Here is a 16,990-nt window from a genome sequence, read left to right as displayed (position 1 = left end):
TATCGCGACTATTACGGATAAATATGTCTCTTATATCCACAGTCTGCAGCACTGCCACCTTCCGTCGCCGCTTTGTCTACAGCAACGTCTCGACGTCGGCAAGCGACTCGAGGACGTAGTCCGGCTGGATCGTCGCTGACTCGAGTGTGGCCTGATCTGTAACCCCAGTCTGAACGAGTGCGGTCGTCATCCCGGCCCGACTGCCCAGCGCGATGTCGGTGTCGAGTCGGTCGCCGACAACGAGTGTTCGCTCGGGAGCAACACCGAGGCGATCCATCGCGGCTGTGGCAGCGATCGACGAGGGTTTGCCGAGGATCGCGTCGGGTTCCCGGCCGGCGACGGCTTCCATCGCGGCGAGGATCGCTCCGGTGCCGGGGATTTCTCCGTCGTCGACGGGAATCGTCGCGTCGGGATCGGTCCCGTAGAACGGGACGTCGTCCTCGAGGGCGCACAATGCGTCCCAGAGGCTGCCGTACGAGAAGTCCGTATCGAACGAGCCGAGGACGACATCGGCTCCGTCGGGGTCATCAGTCACTTCGATGGCCGCTTCGCTGAGGATCGCCTCGAGTCGATCGCTACCGACGAGATAGACGCGCTCGTCGGGATGGTTCGTCGCGAGATACGCCGCCGAGACGGTCGCCGAGGTCAACACGGTGTCGGGATCGATCTCGATGCCATACGGCTCGAGTTTCGATCCGTAGTGGTCGCTTCCCCGCGTCGGATTGTTCGAAAACAGGAGGCGGTCGATGCCGGCGTCCTCGAGGGCGTAGAGCCCGTCGGTTACGTTTGGCAGTAACTCCTCGCCACGGACGATGGTGCCGTCGACGTCGAGGATCGCGGCCTCGTACTGGGTCATTGCGAGTCCCTAGGGCCGACTGGCGATTGAGTGTTGGGATCGGGGCGAACCGAACGGAGACGACCGACACACGGATTCATTCGGCGCGCTCGAGGTCCAGTGCTGCCGTCTCGACTCCGGCAGCGTCGGCCCGCTCGTTGGCGTCAATTAGCCGCTCGAGTTTGGCCTCGAACTCGGCATCGGAGAGGTCGCCGGCCGCGTACCGCTCCTGCAGTTTCGTGACGGGATCGCGTTCGGCCGCCGTTCGGCTGGAGGCGGCCGTCTCGGTGTCGGAGTCGACACGGTCGACACGCTGGGTGAGATACCAGACGAGAAAGACGCTGACGACGAGCAACGCCGTGATCGCGAGTGCGAACCACGGCCCGGCCAACAACAACACGGCAATAATGAGAATGTCGGCGAGGACGAACTTGATCGCGAAGATCTCCGTGAGGCTGTAGCGGTTCTTGCCGGTCTCACTCCCCATGACTACGTGTTGACACTGGACGGGAATAACTGTAGGGTTCGATCGCAGTCGACGATCACCGTCGAGCGATCGGGTGGGAATTCTTATCCGCAAACCGTCCGTACACCCGTCTATGACACTCGAGGTCGAACCCCCTGCGCCGCCGGAACTGGAGTTCGTCGATCCAAACGAGTACGAGGACGCGACGATCAGCGGTGATGGCACCGAGATCGACTACCGCCGTGAGGACCTCCAGGCGTTCCTCGAGGACGGTGCTTGGGAGGAAGCGTTCGAGGTGTGGGTTGCGGACGCCGATCTCGAGGCGCGAGCGTACGACATCGCCCGCGACCTCGACCTCTTCGCCGAATTTGACTTCTTTTGGGACGACTTCGCCGACCGCGTCGGCTATCACGCTCCCGGCATTCCCGAAGACTGGCAGACTCGAGAGTACCACCCCGAACTCGATACGTGGGGAACCGTCTCTTCGATCAACGCCGAACTGACCGAGTTCGGACAGATCGTCTCGGAGGTGCTCAAAGCGGACTACATCGACTGGGAAGCCGAGTACGAACCACCGGAAGACCTGCCGGATTTTGACTGAGACGGACTGTTATCGTCTCTCTCGAGCGACACGCTGACTGACGTGACGGCGCGTCACGACCCCATCGAGAGAAAAGCAACCGAGAGGAGGAAAATGCCGTCGGCGGGTCGGGATAAGCGGGTTCTAGCCGGACCATTCGCCGGCGAGGTCACCGGCGATGTTCGCTCGCCAGTGCTCGAACCCGTCTTCACAGTCGGCGTTTCCGTCGATGTGATCGATGAATCCAGCACCGGGTGAGGCGAGTTCGTCCCCACAGAACGGACAGCTAATCGGATCATTCCAAGTCGCGGTGGTGTTCACTGCCATCGGTACTGGATACTGGCACTAACTCCCATATAACGTTGATCGGTTAAGAACTAGTACACATGTGTGGTATTTAATCACATTAGTATGTGGGTTTCTCTGAGTGTGCGAGCGGGGTGGACGATCACTCGAGTCGTCAAATCGGTGCGTACTCGGTTCTCCACCGGTCTACATCGAGTGTGAACGACACGTCGATTCGGACGATGGCCGGTCGAGTCACACACTACGACGTGCTCGTGGTAACCGCGGCGATCTGGTTTCTCGGGAAGTTTCTTCGATACGCGTTCCCGCCGCTGTTTGGCTCGTTCCAGACGAGCTACGGCGTCTCGAACGCGGCTCTCGGAACGGCGTTTACCGGCTTCATGCTCGTCTACGCAGCGATGCAGTTTCCCTCCGGCGTTCTCGCTGATCGACTCGGCTCGGTCATCGTCATCACCACTGGCGTCCTCCTCGCAGCGACCGCTTCGCTCGCGCTCACCGTCGACTCACCGTTTCTCGCCCTCGTCGGCGCGATGCTCGTTATGGGTGCTGGAACCGGCGCACACAAGACGGTCGCCGTTCGGCTACTGTCTCGAGCGTACCCGTCTCGAACGGGGCGGGCGCTCGGCGTCCTCGATACGTTCGGTGCGTTCGGCGGTGTGGTCGCGCCTGCGGCGGTGGTCGTCGTTGCGGGCATCTCGTTTGCGTTCGGTGAGAGTTGGCGACTCATCTTTCTGCTCACCGGTCTCGCTGGTGTCGGTCTCGCCGTACTGTTCCGGGTCCGTGTTCCACAACGCCTGCCGAGTGAGTCCGACGGCGGCGCCGTGTCGACGACGTCGACAGCCGGCGTTGGCCAGTACGTCACGCTCTTTCGAGACTGGCGATTTTCGGTGTTTGCACTCCTGACGGTCCTGTTTTCGTTCACGTACAATGGGTTCGTCGCGTTCGCCCCGCTGTATCTCACGCAGGAAGCCGGGCTGACGGACGCCGTCGCAGGCGTGCTCTACAGCGCGCTCTTTCTGGCGAGTCTGGTCCAGCTCGTCACGGGAGATCTCAGCGACCGAATCGGTCGACTCCCGATCATCACCGCAACGCTCGGGCTCGCCTCGCTTGCACTGGTCACGTTTATCTCGCTGACAGGAACAGTCGGGCCGGTCGTGCTCGGCGCTGCACTCGTTGCCGTCGGAATCGGTGCACACGGCTTTCGACCCGTTCGAGGAGCGTATCTGATGTCGATGATCCCCGATGACATCGCCGGCGGCGGGCTTGGGGTGGTCCGAACACTGCTGATGGGTTCGGGAGCGATTGCGCCTGCAATCGTCGGTACGCTCTCTGAAACGGCCGGCTTCCGGACCGCGTTCTGGCTGCTTGCAGCCACGATCATTGCTGCGACGGGACTCGGAGCAGTGCTCTGGCTCCTCGAGTAGGCAGACAGACTTCGGTCCCGGCGAAATCGCACACAGGATCACACCGGCACGGACAGACAGTAGTCAGTCGTACGCTCGAACCGTCACACCCGGTCGATCTGCCGAGTTACCACGGAAAGAGTTAACATACCTCAACACATACACGGTATCATGTCTGTTGCTGAACCACTCGAGTACGAGTGTGTCGTCTGTCGCCGCCGGGAGACGGTCGCGGATGCACTCCTCAGTACGTGCCAGCGCTGCGGGGGCGAGATGCGAAACACCGAACTGATCCGGTCGTAGGCCACCCGCCTGTGCTCGTCTTGAGGGCGACCTCGTCGGATGTGTCGTACGGGTTACTGGTGTCGATTCTCGCCGACGGTGACGGCGTCGCCGGCTTTGAGTGTCGCCCCCTGCGAAGCGTCGGGGACGTGTGTGTTGACCATCAGTCGGAAGTAGTGGTCGAACCAGTCCTCGCTGGCCCACTCGGGCAGGGTCGCCGCTCGCCGCTCGACGAACGTTTCTCGAAACCCGTCGGTCGATTCGCCCGTGTCGGGGTCTCGCGTCGGAACGACACACCGCTGACACGGATTGACTCCCTGCAGTGTGGTCGCACCGAGGTCGAAGGGGACGACCCGACCGGGTGCCTCGTAGAGGCGGTCCTCCCAGAACGCAGGCGCGTCGAGAACCAGATTCGGGCGTAACCGCCGACACATCTCCACGGCGTCGATCCCCGAATACCACCCGGCGACCGCCTCGAGCGTACCCGTGCTGATCACCGTCGGTCCCGAGGCGTCCGTGTCGTCCGGAAACCCACCCTCGTCGTCGCGGACGAGATCGACCGGGTAGCCGAAAAACTCCGAGAGCCAAGCGGTGAGTCCGTCCCGATCGAGGTCGAGGTGGAACGTGTGGCGCTCGTCGCCGTCACGTTCGCCGACGGTGACCGTCTCGCGCTCGAGATCGTACGTCGCCTCGAGGCCGTGGACCCGTCGCTCTCGTTTCCCGTTGACGTACCGACCGCTCGGCTCGGCCCCTGTCGCCGACTTCGGCGACTGTTCGACGATCGCGTACCGTCGATCCCACGACAGGCCGCCGTTTTCGACGATCTCGGCCTCGGAGACCGTAACCCCGTCGAGAGACTTGATCGGATAGACACGGATGGACTCGAGCTGTGCCATTGTGCGTGCCGTCGCGTCGGCGGTGCATATGTGTATCCGTTCTGTCGGCTCTCGAGTCGGGACGGTTCGAACGGACGATCACCCGACCGCTCGAGGACCACGTTTTTGCCACTCGAAACCGTCAGGGCAACCGAAATGTCTGCCGAAAATCCACTCGCCGACGCCGTCGATAACCTCGTGTACGAACCGACGCAGGTTCACGACTATGGCATCGATCTGACCGTCAGCGCAGTGTACGAGGTCGCCGCCCCCGGCCGACTCGATTTCGGCGGTGACGAACTCGAGGACGCCGACCTCGAGCCGGTGGCGACCGACCCTCGAAACCCGGACGACGAGTTCGGCTGGTGGCACCTCGAGGGCGGCCAGTACGTCATCCAGCACAACGAGTTTCTGACCGGCCTCGACGAGCCGCTCTTGCTCCAGCCGCGAAACGAACTGCTCGCCCGCGGCGGCTCCCATCCCTCGGTACAGGTCCGTGATCACCTGCCGTTGTTGCCGCTGTCAGTTGCCGGTGGCGGCCTCTCACTCAAGGAGAACGCGCGGGTGTCGACGCTGGTTTCAACCGGCACTCGTGGTGACCCGACCGAGTGAGACGGTCCCGACCTCCCGGTCTGCCCGCGCTCGAGTCGGCTGTCGCCGGTGTCGTCAGCGACCCTCGTACTCGGGCTCGCGATCTTCGAAGAACGCAGTCACACCCTCCTCGTGATCGTCCGTCGCGAAGGCGATCCCCTGTGCGACCGCTTCATCGGTGAGTGCCTGCTCGAGGGATTTCTCGAGGCCCTCACCGAGCAGTCGGTTGGCGTGGCGCAACGCGACCGGCGGACCGGAGACGATTTTCTCGACGAACGTCTCGACGGCCTCGTCGAACTCATCGGTATCATAAACGTGATTTACAAGGCCGAGCTCGTGTGCCCGATCGGCCCCGATAATGTCGCCCGTGAGGACGAGTTCTTTGGCAACGTTCTCGCCGACGACGCGCGGGAGCAGGTAGGAGGTGCCGGCGTCGACGCTCAGCCCGACCTGTCGGAAGACGAAGCCGAACGCGGCCCGTTCGCTCGCCAGTTGCATGTCACACGCGAGTGCGAGGTTCGCGCCAGCGCCGACGGCAGCTCCGTCGACGAGCGCAATCGTCGGAATGGGAACCGACACCAGCCGACCGATCAGTTCGTTCGTCGACCGCTCGAGGGCGCGCACGCGCTCGTCGATCGGCACGTCACGCTGAATCCCCTCGACCATCCGCTCGATATCGCCGCCGGCCGAAAACGAGCCGCCCGATCCCTCGAGGAGGACACAGCGGGCGTCGCTGCCCTCGATCTCGTCTAAGGCTTCCGAGATGCCGGTGGCGATCGCCTCCGAAAGGGCGTTCCGGCGGTCCGGCTGATCGAGCGTGATGGTCGCCGGCCCATCTGCCTTGATCTCGAGTTGGACTGCCTCACCGAGCGCCATCACTCGGCCTCCGTTTCCGGCTCCGTGCCCTCCGCACGCTCCTCTCGTTCGCGGAGTTTGAACTTCTGGACTTTGCCGGTCGTCGTCCGCGGGAGTTCCTCGACGAACTCGATCTCACGCGGGTGTTTGTACTCCGCGAGATTCGTCAGGCAGTACTCCTTGAGTTCGGCTTCGGTGATGTCGGCGTCGGGCGTGGGGACGACGAACGCTTTGACGGTTTCGCCGCGGCGCTCGTCGGGTATCCCGGCGACGGCGGCGTCGGCGACCGCCTCGTGCTCGAAGAGCAACTCCTCGACCTCCCGCGGGTAGACGTTGTAGCCGCCGGTGACGATCATGTGTTTCTCCCGGTCGACGACGTAGAAGAAGCCGTCTTCGTCGCGATAACCCAGATCGCCCGTGTGGAACCACGTTCGGCCGCCGTCCTCGGTGAACGCTGCCTCGTTGGCCTCGGGCAGCCCGTAGTAGCCGCTCATGACGTTCGGCCCGGCGACGACGATTTCGCCGGTGATCTCGTCGAGATTCGCCTCGTCCTCGTCGACTGGCCCGTCCTCGACCGGTGGGACGTCCTCGAACGCGTCCGTGACGACCCGCGAGTCGACGCCGGGGACGGTCTTGCCGATGCTGCCGACGCGGCGGCCTTTGACCGGGCTGTTGAAGTGCGTGACCGGGCTCGTCTCGGTCAGCCCGTAGCCCTCGTAGAGCTTCGGCTCGTACAGTTCTTCGAATCGACGCAGTACCTCGACCGGGATGCCGGCACCGCCGACGCCACACAGCCGTAGCGACGAGAGGTCGAACGCCTCGGCGTTCGGCTGGTTGATGATGTCGTTGTACATCGCCGGGACGCCGTGCATCAGCGTCAGTTCCTCGTCTTCGATCACCGAGACGGCTTCCTGTGCGTCCCACGACGGCAGCGGGTAGAACGCCCCGCCGTTGAACAGCGTCGAGTTCATCACGACGGTCATGCCGTAGATGTGAAACAGCGGGAGGACGCCGAGCTGTTTGTCGTCCGATCGAATCCCGTCGGGGATGAGCTCGGCTGCGGATTGGGCGTTCGAGGCGAGGTTCTTGTGGGTGAGCTGGACGCCCTTGGGTTGGCCAGTCGTTCCTGACGTATAGGGCTGTACCGCCACGTCGTCGTCGGCTCGCTCGACGATATCGGGATCGCCGGGCTCGAGGAAGTCCTCGAGCGCGGTTGCGCCCTCCGCCTCGCCACCAACGCTGACGACGTGTTCGACGCTCGTGTCGTCTTTGACCGCGTTGACGAACGGGACCAGATCGGCCAACGCGACGACGACTGCGGCCTCGCTGTCGCCGAGCAGGTGGCCGATCTCGCGGGCTTTGTACTGCGGATTCATCGGAACGACGGCCCCACCGGCGCGAAGCGTCCCGTGGAACGCGATCAGAAACGGCGGCACGTTCGGCAGATAGATCGCGACCCGATCACCGGCTCCGACGCCGTGTTCTGCAAGCGCAGTGGCAAAGGCACCCGTCTGCCCCCAGAACTCCTCGTAACTCGTTTCGGTCCCCTGATAGCCGATCGCGGTATTTCCACCGTACTCATCGACGGCGGCCGCGAGATTTGTGACAAGATTTGTCATGCGACGTGAGCTACGTTTGCATACATCGTGAAAAGAATTACCAAATGGTATCGAGATTGCCCGGTTCTCGAGGAGAGTACCGATCCGGTTCTGGGACACGGGAGTCGTCTGCGAGTGCCGTTCGAATGTAGCCGGCACGCTATTACGTCCGTGCTCCTAACGCCGCAGTAATGTATCAGAACGTCCTCGTTCCGACGGACGGGAGCGACGGAACGCGCCAGTCCATCACCCACGGGCTGACGATCGCTGACCGGTTCGGGGCGACGATTCATGCCCTCTCGGTCGTGCCCGAAGGCCCGCTCGGGACGCTCCAGAACGACGCCGCGACGCCCGCCGCCCACCGCGCTGTCGAACGGATCGAGGCCGAAGCGACTCGAGACGGCGTGGAGGCCGTCACGGCGGTCGAACAGGGAGTTCCGCACGAGGAAATCCTCGCGTACGCCGACGACCACGACGTCGACATGATCGTCATGGGGACACAGGGCCGAACCGGCCTCGATCGGGTGCTGGTCGGCAGTGTCACCGAACGCGTCGTCCGCATGGCCGACGTCCCGGTCGTGACCGTCCGCCTGACCGACGAGATACGGATCACCGACGCCGCCGAGGCCGAACGGATCGCCCGCAAGACCCTCGCAGCCGAGGCCGACGCGGTCAGGGCGGACGAGCCAACGGTGCTCGAGGACCCACACCGAACGAGCGCCTCGTGGATCGTCCCGTTCGAAACCGACGGGTTGACTGTCCACGTCCACGTCGACGCGCTCTCGGGGGACGCGCGGATCGCGAGATGTGCCGAGTAGGCAGCACGAACGATCGTCCGATCGGCTCTATAGTAACAACTGAACCGATTTACACACTGACCGCACAGCCATCGTGCGGTCAGGTGTGCACTGACGTTCAGTGGCTACTATAGGTGTCGCTTTTTCCGTCGCTCTCGCGTCCTGTCGCTGTTCGATGTCCGTGTCGCTCGAACGTCGCTCGAGTCGCCGAGCGTGGAACGGTCGCCTCGGCGTTATGCGGACACAACAGTCCTGTAAGCTCTACCATCGGAACGACTGGAGTGTTCATGCGTTTCCAATGTCCAATTTGACTGGACAACGATGGCACGCACTTATGCTGTGATTTCGGATTGAGAGTCGGTATGAGGGTTGAGACGTGAATCGGCGAACGCTTCTCCGAGCGGTTACAGTAGGGAGCCTCGTTCCGGCTGCGGCCGTCGGGACCGCAACGCTCGGCGACGACACAGCCGACACCACCACCGCAGACGAGGGTGCATCCGACACCGACGCTGACACTGGCTCTGCCGACGGCGAAGAGACACCAGTCTCCGTCCGCATCGTCGAACTCCCGGACGAGATTACCGGCGGAGCCCTCCTCGAGTGGACCGTCGAGATTGAGAACCTGACCGATGAGGCGATCCGGCCGACGCTCGAGTGTTTCGTCGATGGCGAGCCGGTGGGGAACGTCACGCTCACCATCGGTCCCGGCGAGCGCGAACGGCCGTTTCCCTCGAGCTACCGAACCGAACCCGTCTCGGACGACGACGAGGTGACGGTCCGGGCCGAAATCAACGGCGACGCCGACGAACGGACCGTTCGCCTCCGCCCGACCAACGAACTGAATTCTGAACTGCAGTTTCCCGACCCCGAACTGGCCGTCCAGTCGGAGACGACGGTTCACTTCGAAGTCGGGGCCGTCGAGCCCGATGCCGGCCAGACGACCACGTGGTGGATCGACGGCGAGAACGTCGGCGATACGCTGGCAGATCCGTGGCAGGGCGTCTACTACGTCGAACAGGACGCCCATTACTGGCAGGAGACGTTCGAAACCGACGACAACGACGCGCATGAGGAGTCCTACGAAGTCGTTGCCGGCGTCGACGTCGATGGCGAGCAGTACCGGGCGAACTGGACAGTCACCGTCACACCGGACGGACTCGAGTCACCCACGATCGACGCGACACGGCCGGAGCCAGGAACCCTCGAACTCAGTCCCGAGGGGACAACACTCGAGGTCGATGTCACTGATCCGGACGAGAACCTCGAGCGCGTCGTCTGGTGGCTCAGTCAGGCTGATCGACTGCTCGACGTGAGCGACGTCTCGGGTGCGTCGGATACGGCGACGCTCGCCGTCGCCAGCGGTCGCTGTGATTTCTGCCAGCTCATCCCGTGGGTGATTACGGGCGATGGGACGGTCACGTCAGACCCGCTGTGGGACACGATCGTTCCCGGTATCGACCCCGACGGCGATGACCTCGAGACTGAATTCCTCTGACTCGCCTCGAGCGAGTCGGATATCCGCCGACCGCCCGCCCAACGGCAACTCACCCAACATGCTTTGGCTGTAGAATTATCACAGTCTATCACGTTCTCACAGAGGGCGGGGGTAGAACACCAGTCGTTGCCACGAATGGCGTTCTCACTCTGAGATATCGGCCCTCGTCTTTCACAGCTGACTGAGACACCACCAGTGACGACCTCGCGAAGTCGTGGGCAGTACCTGAGGTCGTCACTCCCTTTCAGTGTCAACGAAAACGTCTCATACGGGTTCCTGGAGTTACGTTCCGCCGATCGCCAACCCGTGTGGCGATCGGTGGAACATCGGGACAGCAATCCGTCTCAAGCCAGGGCGGGGATTTGAACCCCGGGAGTCTCGATTACAAGTCGAGTGCATGAACCACCCATGCTCCCCTGGCGCAGTCTTCGATTAGTGGTCCTCCTTTGAGTGTGTATCGTTTTTCGACGACGCCGTCTCCGTGAGCGACCGTGCCATTGTGACCCGGTGGGTGTCGTACCCCTGTCGAGCGTAAAACCGGCGTGCCGCCTCGTTGTCGGCCATCACCTCGAGGGCGAGTGCCTCTACCCCACGGTCGGCCAGCGCGTCCTCGACCGCCTCGAGCAACGCGGTGCCGATGCCACGGCCGCGATAGTTCGGCTCGACGTAGATGTTCGACAGGTGGCCGCGTGTGACATCGAGATCGAGCGTGCCGTGTTCGACGGTAAACGAGGCGAAGCCGACGAGGTGGCCGTCGACGCGGGCGACGAGCAGGCCGTCGTTGACCTGATAGGCCGCGAGAGTCTCCCGCATCGTCGCCCGGTTGTCATCGGCGCAGACGACCGAGCCGTACGCTCGCTGGTCTCGAGCGAGACGAACCCAACAGTCCGCGACGGCGTCGATGTCGCCGTGGGTCGCATGCTCAATCGTCGGCTGGCTGTTGGTGTGTGGGGCCATTCTCGAGGGCCGTGACCGCGGGAAGCGGTTCCGCGGTGAGCATTCGTAACGCGGCACCGCCACCAGTGCTGACGTGGGAGAAGCCCTCGACACCGAGTTGACGCAGGGCCGAGGCCGTATCGCCGCCGCCGACGATGCTCGTCTCGACGTCCGTCGCTGCGTTGTAGAGCGTTCGGGTCCCTTTCTCGAAAGCCTCGTCTTCGAAGACGCCGGCGGGCCCGTTGAGGATCACTGTGCCCGCATCCTCGAGCAAGCGCCTGTAGTAAGCGAGCGTCGAACTCCCGATATCCATCGCGGCCTCGTCGTCCTGTGGCGGCAAGGCGTTGATGCCGAGTTCGTGTCGCTGGCCGTCGCGTTCGACGGCGACGTCACGTGGCAGCGCGACCCGTTCGCCGTAGGCGTCGAGTAAGTCGGCGGCGCGGTCGATCTCGTCCCAGTAGCCCTGATCGTAGATGAAATCGGAGCTCGCATCGCCAAGGTCGACGCCGTCGGCGATGAGGAAGACGTTGCCGACGACGCCCGTCGTGAGGACGTGGTCGGCCAGCCCCTTCTCGAGAACGCTCCAGGCGACGTCGATCGAGTCGGAGACTTTCGCACCCCCAAGGACGTAGATTCGGGGCTCGGGCGTCTCTTCGATTGTGCCGAGCGTGTCGAGTTCGGATTCCATCACGCGACCGGCGTAGCCGGGGAGGACGGTTGGAAAGCCGACGAGCGACGGCTGCGAGCGGTGGGCCGCGGCGAAGGCGTCGTTGACGTAGGCGTCGAGCACCGGTGCCAGCCCCGTTACGAGATGGGTTTGAGCGGCTCGCTCGGGTTCGAACTCCATGTACTCCTCGCTGTAAAAGCGCGTGTTCTCGAGGACGACGCAGTCGCCGTTCTCGAGGTTCGAAACGGCCTCGCGGGCGGCCTTGCTGAACGTGGCGTCGACGTAGTCGACGGGATGGTCGAGCAGTTTCGAGAGTCGATCGGCGTGCGATTCAAGGGTGACGAAGTCGTCACCGCCGGGACGGCCCTGATGGGCGAGGACGGCCACCCGGCCGCCACGCTCGATCAGTTCCGAGAGCGTGTCAACGTGGGCGCGTAGTCGGGCATCGTCGGCGAGCATGCCGTCGTCTCCGATTGGGCTATTGACGTCGATGCGGACGCCGACGGTGGTCCCTTCGACGTTGAGGTCGTCGAGGGTATCGGTCATTATCGACAGTCCACCGCGACCCCCGAAAGGTCTTTCTATCGGAGAAATCACGATCGGTAACTGCTATCACGGACCAACTGTGGCACAGTCATGTCGGAACAGACACACGGTGTCGTAGAGGGGTGTGACCACGAGCGGTCGATTACACGGTCCGGCAATCCGCACAGACGAGCTGTCCGTTCGACTCCCACAGCGAGTCCGCAAGCGAGCCACAGGCCTCACAGACCCCCTGTGTCGTGTACTCGTCACCGCCGTTCGTCATCACTGGCGACTCGAACTCGTCGCCGGCGGCGGCACTCGACCGGGACTGGCGGTCGTCAGCCGGCCGCTCGCCCTCGAGTGGGCCGTTCGAGCGCGTCGGCGTCATCGTGGCCTGAAACGAGCCCGCTGCAGCGATGACGTCCCGCTGGGTCACCAGTCCCAGCACACCGTCGTCGTCTTCGATTACGATGTTTCGGATGTTCTCTCTGGCCATCGTGCTGGCGGCGTCGGTGAGCGCTCGGTCGGGCCCGAACGAGATCACCGGCGACGTCATCACGTCGCCGACGGTCGTCTCGTCCGGCTTGTGGTCGTCGGCGACGACGCCGAGGACGTCCCACTCGGTCATGATACCGACCGGGTCGCTGCCGCGGACGACGAGCACGCAACTCGCTCGTTCCTCGCGCATGAGTTCGACTGCACCGCGAACGGTGTCCGACTCGCTCACGCCGACGTATTCAGTCGCCAAGATATCCCTGACGGACAGTTCCGATTCCATATGTTAATCATTACCACAGACAGGCTAAAAGCTACCCCCGCTACACTTAAGCAAACTCGCATCGAAGGTTCGTGATTCGCCGTCTCGAGGCGTCTAGAACTCGAGTTCGACACGGGTGCCGTCGGCACGGCACGTTTCGAGCGCGTGTTTCGCGGCGAAGCCGGCGTCGTGGGCACTCTTACCGCGGCCGACTCCGACCTGCAACTCGACATCGACGGCGTCGTTGACGTGGTGGATCGCCTCCTCGTAGTCGGCTGCCTCGAGGTCCGGACAGACGACGATGATGTTGTCGCCGCCGACGAAAAACGAGAGGCTGTCGTGGGCATAGCGCATGTGTCGCATGAGCTCTGCATACCCCTGTTCGATCTCGATGAACGTATCGAAGGCGTTGAGTTCGTCAGTGTACTGGCCGGTCGCGTTGACGACGTCGAAATGCGCGATCTGGACGTCGTCGTCAGTTCGGTGGCCGTCCTCGATGACCCGGCCCTCGAGACACTCCCGACGGGTCTTGTCCTGTGCGCTGCCAGCCTCTTGGACGCGTGCCGTCGCGTCGGCGAGCGCCTGAACCGGGTTCGTACCGGTCGCGACGCCGATGCTGAGCGTCACTGGGTAGCGGTTACCGACGGACTCCTGAAGGAGTTCGTGGTCCTCGAACGAGCAGCCGTTCGTCACGGCGACCATGTTATCGAAGCGGGTGAAAAAGACGTAGCCGTCACGGTTGCCGACGAACTGGGAGATGTCGGCGTAGAGCCGGGACTGCAGCGTCTGGAGGTCTGCCTCCCTCCGTGGCTCCGGGGTCACCGTCCATGGCCCGTAGTTGTCGATCTGAAAGAGCGTCACCTGCGTATTAGTCACGGTGACCGATTCTTTCGAACGCCATCGTATAAGTGATACGTAATCCAGATTCGTGATGCGCGTCGAAAAGTCGACCGTCGGGTCTCTCGAGCCGACAGTTAGGCGTGTTTCTTCTCGGGGTTGGCACCTTTCGGGTGGTACTCCCAGAAGTCACCGGCGCGCATCGCTGCGCCGACCGCTTTATGCATATCGAGAATCGTCTCGAACTCCTCGTCCTCGATGTACTCGAAGATTTCGCTCATGGGAACGACCCGCTTGTAGTTGATTCGGATCGGGTCGTCGCCGTGTTCGGCGACGAACTCGTCGCGATCGAGCGGGAAGTCCGCTTCCTCGTCGACTTTGTCGGCGATGATCCGCATGTCAAACTTGCGCATCCCTTCGCTGCCTTGCTCTCCGTCGGGATCGTGTGGCCAGTCCATACGGGAACGTGTGTAGGGGTCCCGCAAAAGAGTTACTCTCCGTCTGTCACTCGAGTGCGAACCGGACGAGCCGTCGAGTTGCCGTGACAGTTTAGTCATTCGCTGTGATAGCAGTGAGCGAGATGGCTTCGAACAGGCAACTCAGTGACGAATGTACGGCACATCTCGAGCAAGCGCTCGCGGAAACGGACCCCGAAGAGAAGGACTTCCACGTCCGGCAGGTGCTGCAAGCGTGCGGTGTCGATCATCTGCCCGAGGAGACGAACAACGAGTAGTTCGGTTTTCGCTGAGCACACGGTCGCGACAGTGGGGGCCGAGTCCTCGCAACTGACTCGAACTCTCGATTGGTGTTGGCAATCTGCGATAGTTATAAGTTTCCGCGAGTAAACATCAAGAACGAAAGTCGCGAGCTCCCAGCGAGTGCGAACCGCCCGCCCGTTCCGCTCGAACTGTGGCTTTCAGTCTGGACGGGATCGACGCCATGACTACACACCGACTCTCGAGCGCTGCCCCGCTTGTCCGACGCTTGGATCGTTTCGATCGACGCCCCCGCTCATGTCAGCGGGTGTACCGTCTCGACCGGCGAACACGGAGGGACAGATGGACGTAGCTGACGGCTCCGGGACCGACGAATCGGTGACCCACTGTTCGTCTTGTGGAGCGGCGATGACGATGCTGACGGTAATCGGGCCGACGGAAGCCATTGCCTCCCCCTGTGGCTGTCACGTGCCACCCGAACTCTTTCGGTCGGACTATCGTCCCAACTGAAACCACTGATACTGACCGCTGTCGTGCGATGTGTGTGCAGTGACCGTCCGTCGCGGCTCCAGATCGTTTGGATGGGTACACGACGATACTCGAGTCGAACCAGGGCCTCGAAGGCGTTGTCTACGGAAATCGCCGATAGATATAACGGGTATCGAAACAACAGTGAGAACGGAAGCCCGCTCTGCACGGGGTCTTGAACTGCCTCGGCGGTGGAACACCCGAGACGTGGCTTCCAACCGAACGGTCTGAAGCCATGCTCTCACACACATACCCGGGATGGAATCATCCCACAAGACGGACACAACAGTCGTCTCGAGCCCAGTCAGTACGACACCGGCACCGAGCGTCGACGCGGCGGGCGCGATGGACATGAACCCCACCCCTGATGCCAGAGATAGCGAGTCCGAGACCACGGGCGGGTTTGACTGTCCCAGCTGTGGGTCGGCGGCTGGGATGGTGACCGTCTTTGGGCCAACCGAGGGAGTCGTCTCGCCATGTGGCTGTCGTGTCCCACCGGACGCCCTCGAGTCCCCGTAATCGGCCGTCGTTCAGTCACCGGACGCCCTCGAGTGTCGGAACTGCTTGGCAGAGAAAACACGGAGTCGAACGAATCTATGCTCGTCAGCCGACGCACCCGTCAGACGGTTTTCTGTAATCAATTACCACCGATTGCCGACCCATGCTGGCGATCGGCGGGACATCGGGACAGCAATCCGTCTCAGTCGTCAGCCGTCGTCTCGGCGTCGTCACCAAGCACTTCCTGACGGTGTTCGTCGAGTAGCGGGGCGCGACCGCGGGGTTCGGGCGTCGTCTTGGACATCTTGATCGGATTCCCAGCAATCTCGACCTCGCGGTCGGCACCGGGCTGTTCGACGGGGACGAGCATGTCGCGGGCGTGGACGTGTGGGTCCTCGAAGATTTCTTCGGTCGTCTGGACCGGCGCAACGGGAACACGACCCTCGAGGGTGTCGATGAGTTCGTCGTTGGTCAACTCGGCCGTCCAGGCGGCCATCTCTTCGCGCAGCGACTCGCGGTGCTCGAGGCGGTCGGCTGCGGTGGGGTACTCTTCGGCCAATTCCGCCCGCCCCATCGCCGCACAGACCTCTTTCCAGTGGTTGGTGCCGAAGGCGGCGATGACGGTGTACCCGTCTTTCGTTTCGAAGGCGTCGTAGGGGAACAGCGTCGGGTGTGAGTTGCCCTGTCGGCTGGGGGCCTCGCCGGTGTAGGACTGCTGGTAGATCGCACGTTCGGTGAAGCTGAGCATCGAGTCGTACATACCGGTGTCGACGTACTGGCCCTCGCCGGTCTGAGCGCGGTGGTTGACCGCCGCCAGAATGCCGATGCAGTTCAGCGTCGCGGTAAAGAGGTCGCCGACGCCGGGGCCGGTTTTCGTCGGTGGGCCGCCTTCTTGACCTGTAATCTCCATCACGCCCCCGAGCGCCTGCGCGATAAGGTCGAAGGATGGCTGACCCTGTCGATCCGTTTCGCCCGTGCGTGGGTCACCAAAGCCACGGATCGAGGAGTAGATGAGGTCCGGGTTGTACTCGGTCAGCGTCTCATAGCCGAGGTCGTACTTCTCCATCGTCCCCGCACGATAGTTCTCGACGACGATGTCGGCCTCTTCGACGAGCGAGAGGAAGTCCGCACGGTCCTCCTCGTCGCCGAAGTCGAGCTCGATGCTCTTCTTGCCGCGGTTGACACTCTGGAAGTAGCCGCCGTAGGCCTCTTCGTCAGGGTCGTCGACGAACGGCGGGTTCGATCGGATGAGGTCCCCTCCGGGGCGCTCGATTTTGACGACGTCTGCGCCCATATCCGCGAGTAACATTGTACAGTACGGCCCAGCAAGCACCTGGGTCAGATCAAGCACACGGAGGTTCGAAAGCGCTCCCATGTACGAGCAGTTTCGATACCAGAACCTAAACCCTTACCATCGATCATGTACTTTGTTAGATCGTCTCA

Annotated in this window: 21 protein-coding genes and 1 tRNA gene; 9 read left to right on the top strand and 13 right to left on the bottom strand. The window is 62.8% G+C overall.

Annotated features, from left to right (window positions below):
* Positions 1–76 precede the first annotated feature (76 nt).
* Entirely contained in the window at positions 77–856 is a 780-nt protein-coding gene (locus C495_RS13675) for an HAD-IIA family hydrolase (protein ID WP_008163900.1), read from the bottom strand.
* A 76-nt stretch (positions 857–932) separates the two neighbouring features.
* Positions 933–1,322 (bottom strand): SHOCT domain-containing protein, encoded by a 390-nt coding sequence (locus C495_RS13670; protein WP_008163897.1) that lies wholly within the window; start codon positions 1,320–1,322, stop codon positions 933–935.
* 112 nt (positions 1,323–1,434) lie between these two features.
* Here C495_RS13670 and C495_RS13665 point away from each other — a divergent pair, with 112 nt between their 5' ends.
* Entirely contained in the window at positions 1,435–1,902 is a 468-nt protein-coding gene (locus C495_RS13665; RefSeq protein ID WP_008163896.1) for a hypothetical protein, read from the top strand.
* A 123-nt stretch (positions 1,903–2,025) separates the two neighbouring features.
* Here the strand turns inward: C495_RS13665 and C495_RS13660 are convergent, their stop codons facing one another.
* Entirely contained in the window at positions 2,026–2,208 is a 183-nt protein-coding gene (locus tag C495_RS13660; protein WP_008163894.1) for a DUF7501 family protein, read from the bottom strand.
* 200 nt (positions 2,209–2,408) lie between these two features.
* Between C495_RS13660 and C495_RS13655 the strand changes: the two genes are divergently transcribed.
* Positions 2,409–3,611 (top strand): MFS transporter, encoded by a 1,203-nt coding sequence (locus C495_RS13655; RefSeq protein ID WP_049890358.1) that lies wholly within the window; start codon positions 2,409–2,411, stop codon positions 3,609–3,611.
* A gap of 150 nt (positions 3,612–3,761) precedes the next feature.
* Positions 3,762–3,893: a rubrerythrin-like domain-containing protein gene (locus tag C495_RS17690; RefSeq protein WP_008163890.1), complete on the top strand. Its 132-nt coding sequence runs from the start codon at positions 3,762–3,764 to the stop codon at positions 3,891–3,893.
* Between the two features lie 53 nt (positions 3,894–3,946).
* Here C495_RS17690 and C495_RS13650 read toward each other — a convergent pair whose 3' ends face one another.
* Entirely contained in the window at positions 3,947–4,768 is an 822-nt protein-coding gene (locus C495_RS13650; RefSeq protein ID WP_008163888.1) for an MOSC domain-containing protein, read from the bottom strand.
* Positions 4,769–4,903: 135 nt separating this feature from the next.
* On the opposite strand from C495_RS13650, the gene C495_RS13645 reads away from it, so the two are divergent.
* Positions 4,904–5,359: a dCTP deaminase/dUTPase family protein gene (locus C495_RS13645; RefSeq protein ID WP_008163886.1), complete on the top strand. Its 456-nt coding sequence runs from the start codon at positions 4,904–4,906 to the stop codon at positions 5,357–5,359.
* A gap of 54 nt (positions 5,360–5,413) precedes the next feature.
* On the opposite strand, the gene C495_RS13640 is transcribed toward C495_RS13645, so the two are convergent.
* Positions 5,414–6,214 carry an enoyl-CoA hydratase-related protein gene (locus tag C495_RS13640; protein ID WP_008163884.1) on the bottom strand — a complete coding sequence of 267 codons (801 nt, stop codon included), beginning with the start codon at positions 6,212–6,214 and terminating at the stop codon, positions 5,414–5,416.
* Positions 6,214–7,812 carry a long-chain-fatty-acid--CoA ligase gene (locus tag C495_RS13635; RefSeq protein WP_008163881.1) on the bottom strand — a complete coding sequence of 533 codons (1,599 nt, stop codon included), beginning with the start codon at positions 7,810–7,812 and terminating at the stop codon, positions 6,214–6,216. Before C495_RS13635 ends, C495_RS13640 begins: the two co-directional genes overlap by 1 nt.
* A gap of 170 nt (positions 7,813–7,982) precedes the next feature.
* Here C495_RS13635 and C495_RS13630 point away from each other — a divergent pair, with 170 nt between their 5' ends.
* The gene (locus tag C495_RS13630; protein ID WP_008163878.1) at positions 7,983–8,609 is read left to right on the top strand and encodes a universal stress protein; all 627 of its coding nucleotides are present in this window, start codon (positions 7,983–7,985) and stop codon (positions 8,607–8,609) included.
* 355 nt (positions 8,610–8,964) lie between these two features.
* Entirely contained in the window at positions 8,965–10,083 is a 1,119-nt protein-coding gene (locus C495_RS13625) for a hypothetical protein (protein WP_008163876.1), read from the top strand.
* A gap of 347 nt (positions 10,084–10,430) precedes the next feature.
* Here the strand turns inward: C495_RS13625 and C495_RS13620 are convergent.
* The 6 genes from C495_RS13620 to C495_RS13595 all read right to left on the bottom strand — a co-directional run bounded on the left by C495_RS13620 (position 10,431) and on the right by C495_RS13595 (position 14,263).
* Positions 10,431–10,504: transfer RNA gene (locus C495_RS13620), tRNA-Thr, on the bottom strand.
* An 11-nt stretch (positions 10,505–10,515) separates the two neighbouring features.
* The gene (locus tag C495_RS13615; protein WP_008163875.1) at positions 10,516–11,040 is read right to left on the bottom strand and encodes a GNAT family N-acetyltransferase; all 525 of its coding nucleotides are present in this window, start codon (positions 11,038–11,040) and stop codon (positions 10,516–10,518) included.
* Complete coding sequence (locus tag C495_RS13610) at positions 11,006–12,232, bottom strand: phosphoglycerate kinase (protein WP_008163873.1); 1,227 nt, start codon at positions 12,230–12,232, stop codon at positions 11,006–11,008. Before C495_RS13610 ends, C495_RS13615 begins: the two co-directional genes overlap by 35 nt.
* Positions 12,233–12,374: 142 nt before the next feature.
* A complete protein-coding gene (locus C495_RS13605) occupies positions 12,375–12,989 on the bottom strand; it encodes a CBS domain-containing protein (RefSeq protein ID WP_008163871.1) in 615 nt (204 codons plus the stop codon).
* 93 nt (positions 12,990–13,082) lie between these two features.
* Positions 13,083–13,844, bottom strand: coding sequence for a GTP cyclohydrolase III (locus C495_RS13600; protein WP_008163870.1), 762 nt, complete (start codon positions 13,842–13,844; stop codon positions 13,083–13,085).
* Positions 13,845–13,942: 98 nt separating this feature from the next.
* A complete protein-coding gene (locus tag C495_RS13595) occupies positions 13,943–14,263 on the bottom strand; it encodes a DUF5785 family protein (protein WP_008163868.1) in 321 nt (106 codons plus the stop codon).
* Positions 14,264–14,385: 122 nt separating this feature from the next.
* On the opposite strand from C495_RS13595, the gene C495_RS18140 reads away from it, so the two are divergent.
* From C495_RS18140 to C495_RS17340, 3 genes are all read left to right on the top strand, one after another.
* Positions 14,386–14,538 carry a hypothetical protein gene (locus C495_RS18140; RefSeq protein ID WP_008163866.1) on the top strand — a complete coding sequence of 51 codons (153 nt, stop codon included), beginning with the start codon at positions 14,386–14,388 and terminating at the stop codon, positions 14,536–14,538.
* Positions 14,539–14,863: 325 nt separating this feature from the next.
* Positions 14,864–15,031 carry a hypothetical protein gene (locus C495_RS17965; protein WP_162471208.1) on the top strand — a complete coding sequence of 56 codons (168 nt, stop codon included), beginning with the start codon at positions 14,864–14,866 and terminating at the stop codon, positions 15,029–15,031.
* 276 nt (positions 15,032–15,307) lie between these two features.
* The gene (locus C495_RS17340; RefSeq protein WP_083902487.1) at positions 15,308–15,568 is read left to right on the top strand and encodes a hypothetical protein; all 261 of its coding nucleotides are present in this window, start codon (positions 15,308–15,310) and stop codon (positions 15,566–15,568) included.
* Between the two features lie 181 nt (positions 15,569–15,749).
* On the opposite strand, the gene mct is transcribed toward C495_RS17340, so the two are convergent.
* Positions 15,750–16,922, bottom strand: a complete 1,173-nt coding sequence (gene mct, locus C495_RS13585; RefSeq protein ID WP_008163863.1) for a succinyl-CoA:mesaconate CoA-transferase — start codon at positions 16,920–16,922, stop codon at positions 15,750–15,752.
* Positions 16,923–16,990 lie beyond the last annotated feature (68 nt).

The sequence above is a fragment of the Natronorubrum sulfidifaciens JCM 14089 genome, assembly GCF_000337735.1.
GTDB classification, from domain to species: Archaea; Halobacteriota; Halobacteria; order Halobacteriales; family Natrialbaceae; genus Natronorubrum; species Natronorubrum sulfidifaciens.
This window is presented reverse-complemented; position numbering and strand designations above follow the sequence as displayed.

Coding starts and splice junctions, on each gene's coding strand:
- C495_RS13675 (WP_008163900.1), bottom strand. CDS start 856: ATGACCCAGTACGAGGCCGCGATCCTCGACGTCGACGGCACCATCGTC.
- C495_RS13670 (WP_008163897.1), bottom strand. CDS start 1,322: ATGGGGAGTGAGACCGGCAAGAACCGCTACAGCCTCACGGAGATCTTC.
- C495_RS13665 (WP_008163896.1), top strand. CDS start 1,435: ATGACACTCGAGGTCGAACCCCCTGCGCCGCCGGAACTGGAGTTCGTC.
- C495_RS13660 (WP_008163894.1), bottom strand. CDS start 2,208: ATGGCAGTGAACACCACCGCGACTTGGAATGATCCGATTAGCTGTCCG.
- C495_RS13655 (WP_049890358.1), top strand. CDS start 2,409: ATGGCCGGTCGAGTCACACACTACGACGTGCTCGTGGTAACCGCGGCG.
- C495_RS17690 (WP_008163890.1), top strand. CDS start 3,762: ATGTCTGTTGCTGAACCACTCGAGTACGAGTGTGTCGTCTGTCGCCGC.
- C495_RS13650 (WP_008163888.1), bottom strand. CDS start 4,768: ATGGCACAGCTCGAGTCCATCCGTGTCTATCCGATCAAGTCTCTCGAC.
- C495_RS13645 (WP_008163886.1), top strand. CDS start 4,904: ATGTCTGCCGAAAATCCACTCGCCGACGCCGTCGATAACCTCGTGTAC.
- C495_RS13640 (WP_008163884.1), bottom strand. CDS start 6,214: ATGGCGCTCGGTGAGGCAGTCCAACTCGAGATCAAGGCAGATGGGCCG.
- C495_RS13635 (WP_008163881.1), bottom strand. CDS start 7,812: ATGACAAATCTTGTCACAAATCTCGCGGCCGCCGTCGATGAGTACGGT.
- C495_RS13630 (WP_008163878.1), top strand. CDS start 7,983: ATGTATCAGAACGTCCTCGTTCCGACGGACGGGAGCGACGGAACGCGC.
- C495_RS13615 (WP_008163875.1), bottom strand. CDS start 11,040: ATGGCCCCACACACCAACAGCCAGCCGACGATTGAGCATGCGACCCAC.
- C495_RS13610 (WP_008163873.1), bottom strand. CDS start 12,232: ATGACCGATACCCTCGACGACCTCAACGTCGAAGGGACCACCGTCGGC.
- C495_RS13605 (WP_008163871.1), bottom strand. CDS start 12,989: ATGGAATCGGAACTGTCCGTCAGGGATATCTTGGCGACTGAATACGTC.
- C495_RS13595 (WP_008163868.1), bottom strand. CDS start 14,263: ATGGACTGGCCACACGATCCCGACGGAGAGCAAGGCAGCGAAGGGATG.
- C495_RS18140 (WP_008163866.1), top strand. CDS start 14,386: ATGGCTTCGAACAGGCAACTCAGTGACGAATGTACGGCACATCTCGAG.
- C495_RS17965 (WP_162471208.1), top strand. CDS start 14,864: ATGGACGTAGCTGACGGCTCCGGGACCGACGAATCGGTGACCCACTGT.
- C495_RS17340 (WP_083902487.1), top strand. CDS start 15,308: ATGGAATCATCCCACAAGACGGACACAACAGTCGTCTCGAGCCCAGTC.
- mct (WP_008163863.1), bottom strand. CDS start 16,922: ATGGGAGCGCTTTCGAACCTCCGTGTGCTTGATCTGACCCAGGTGCTT.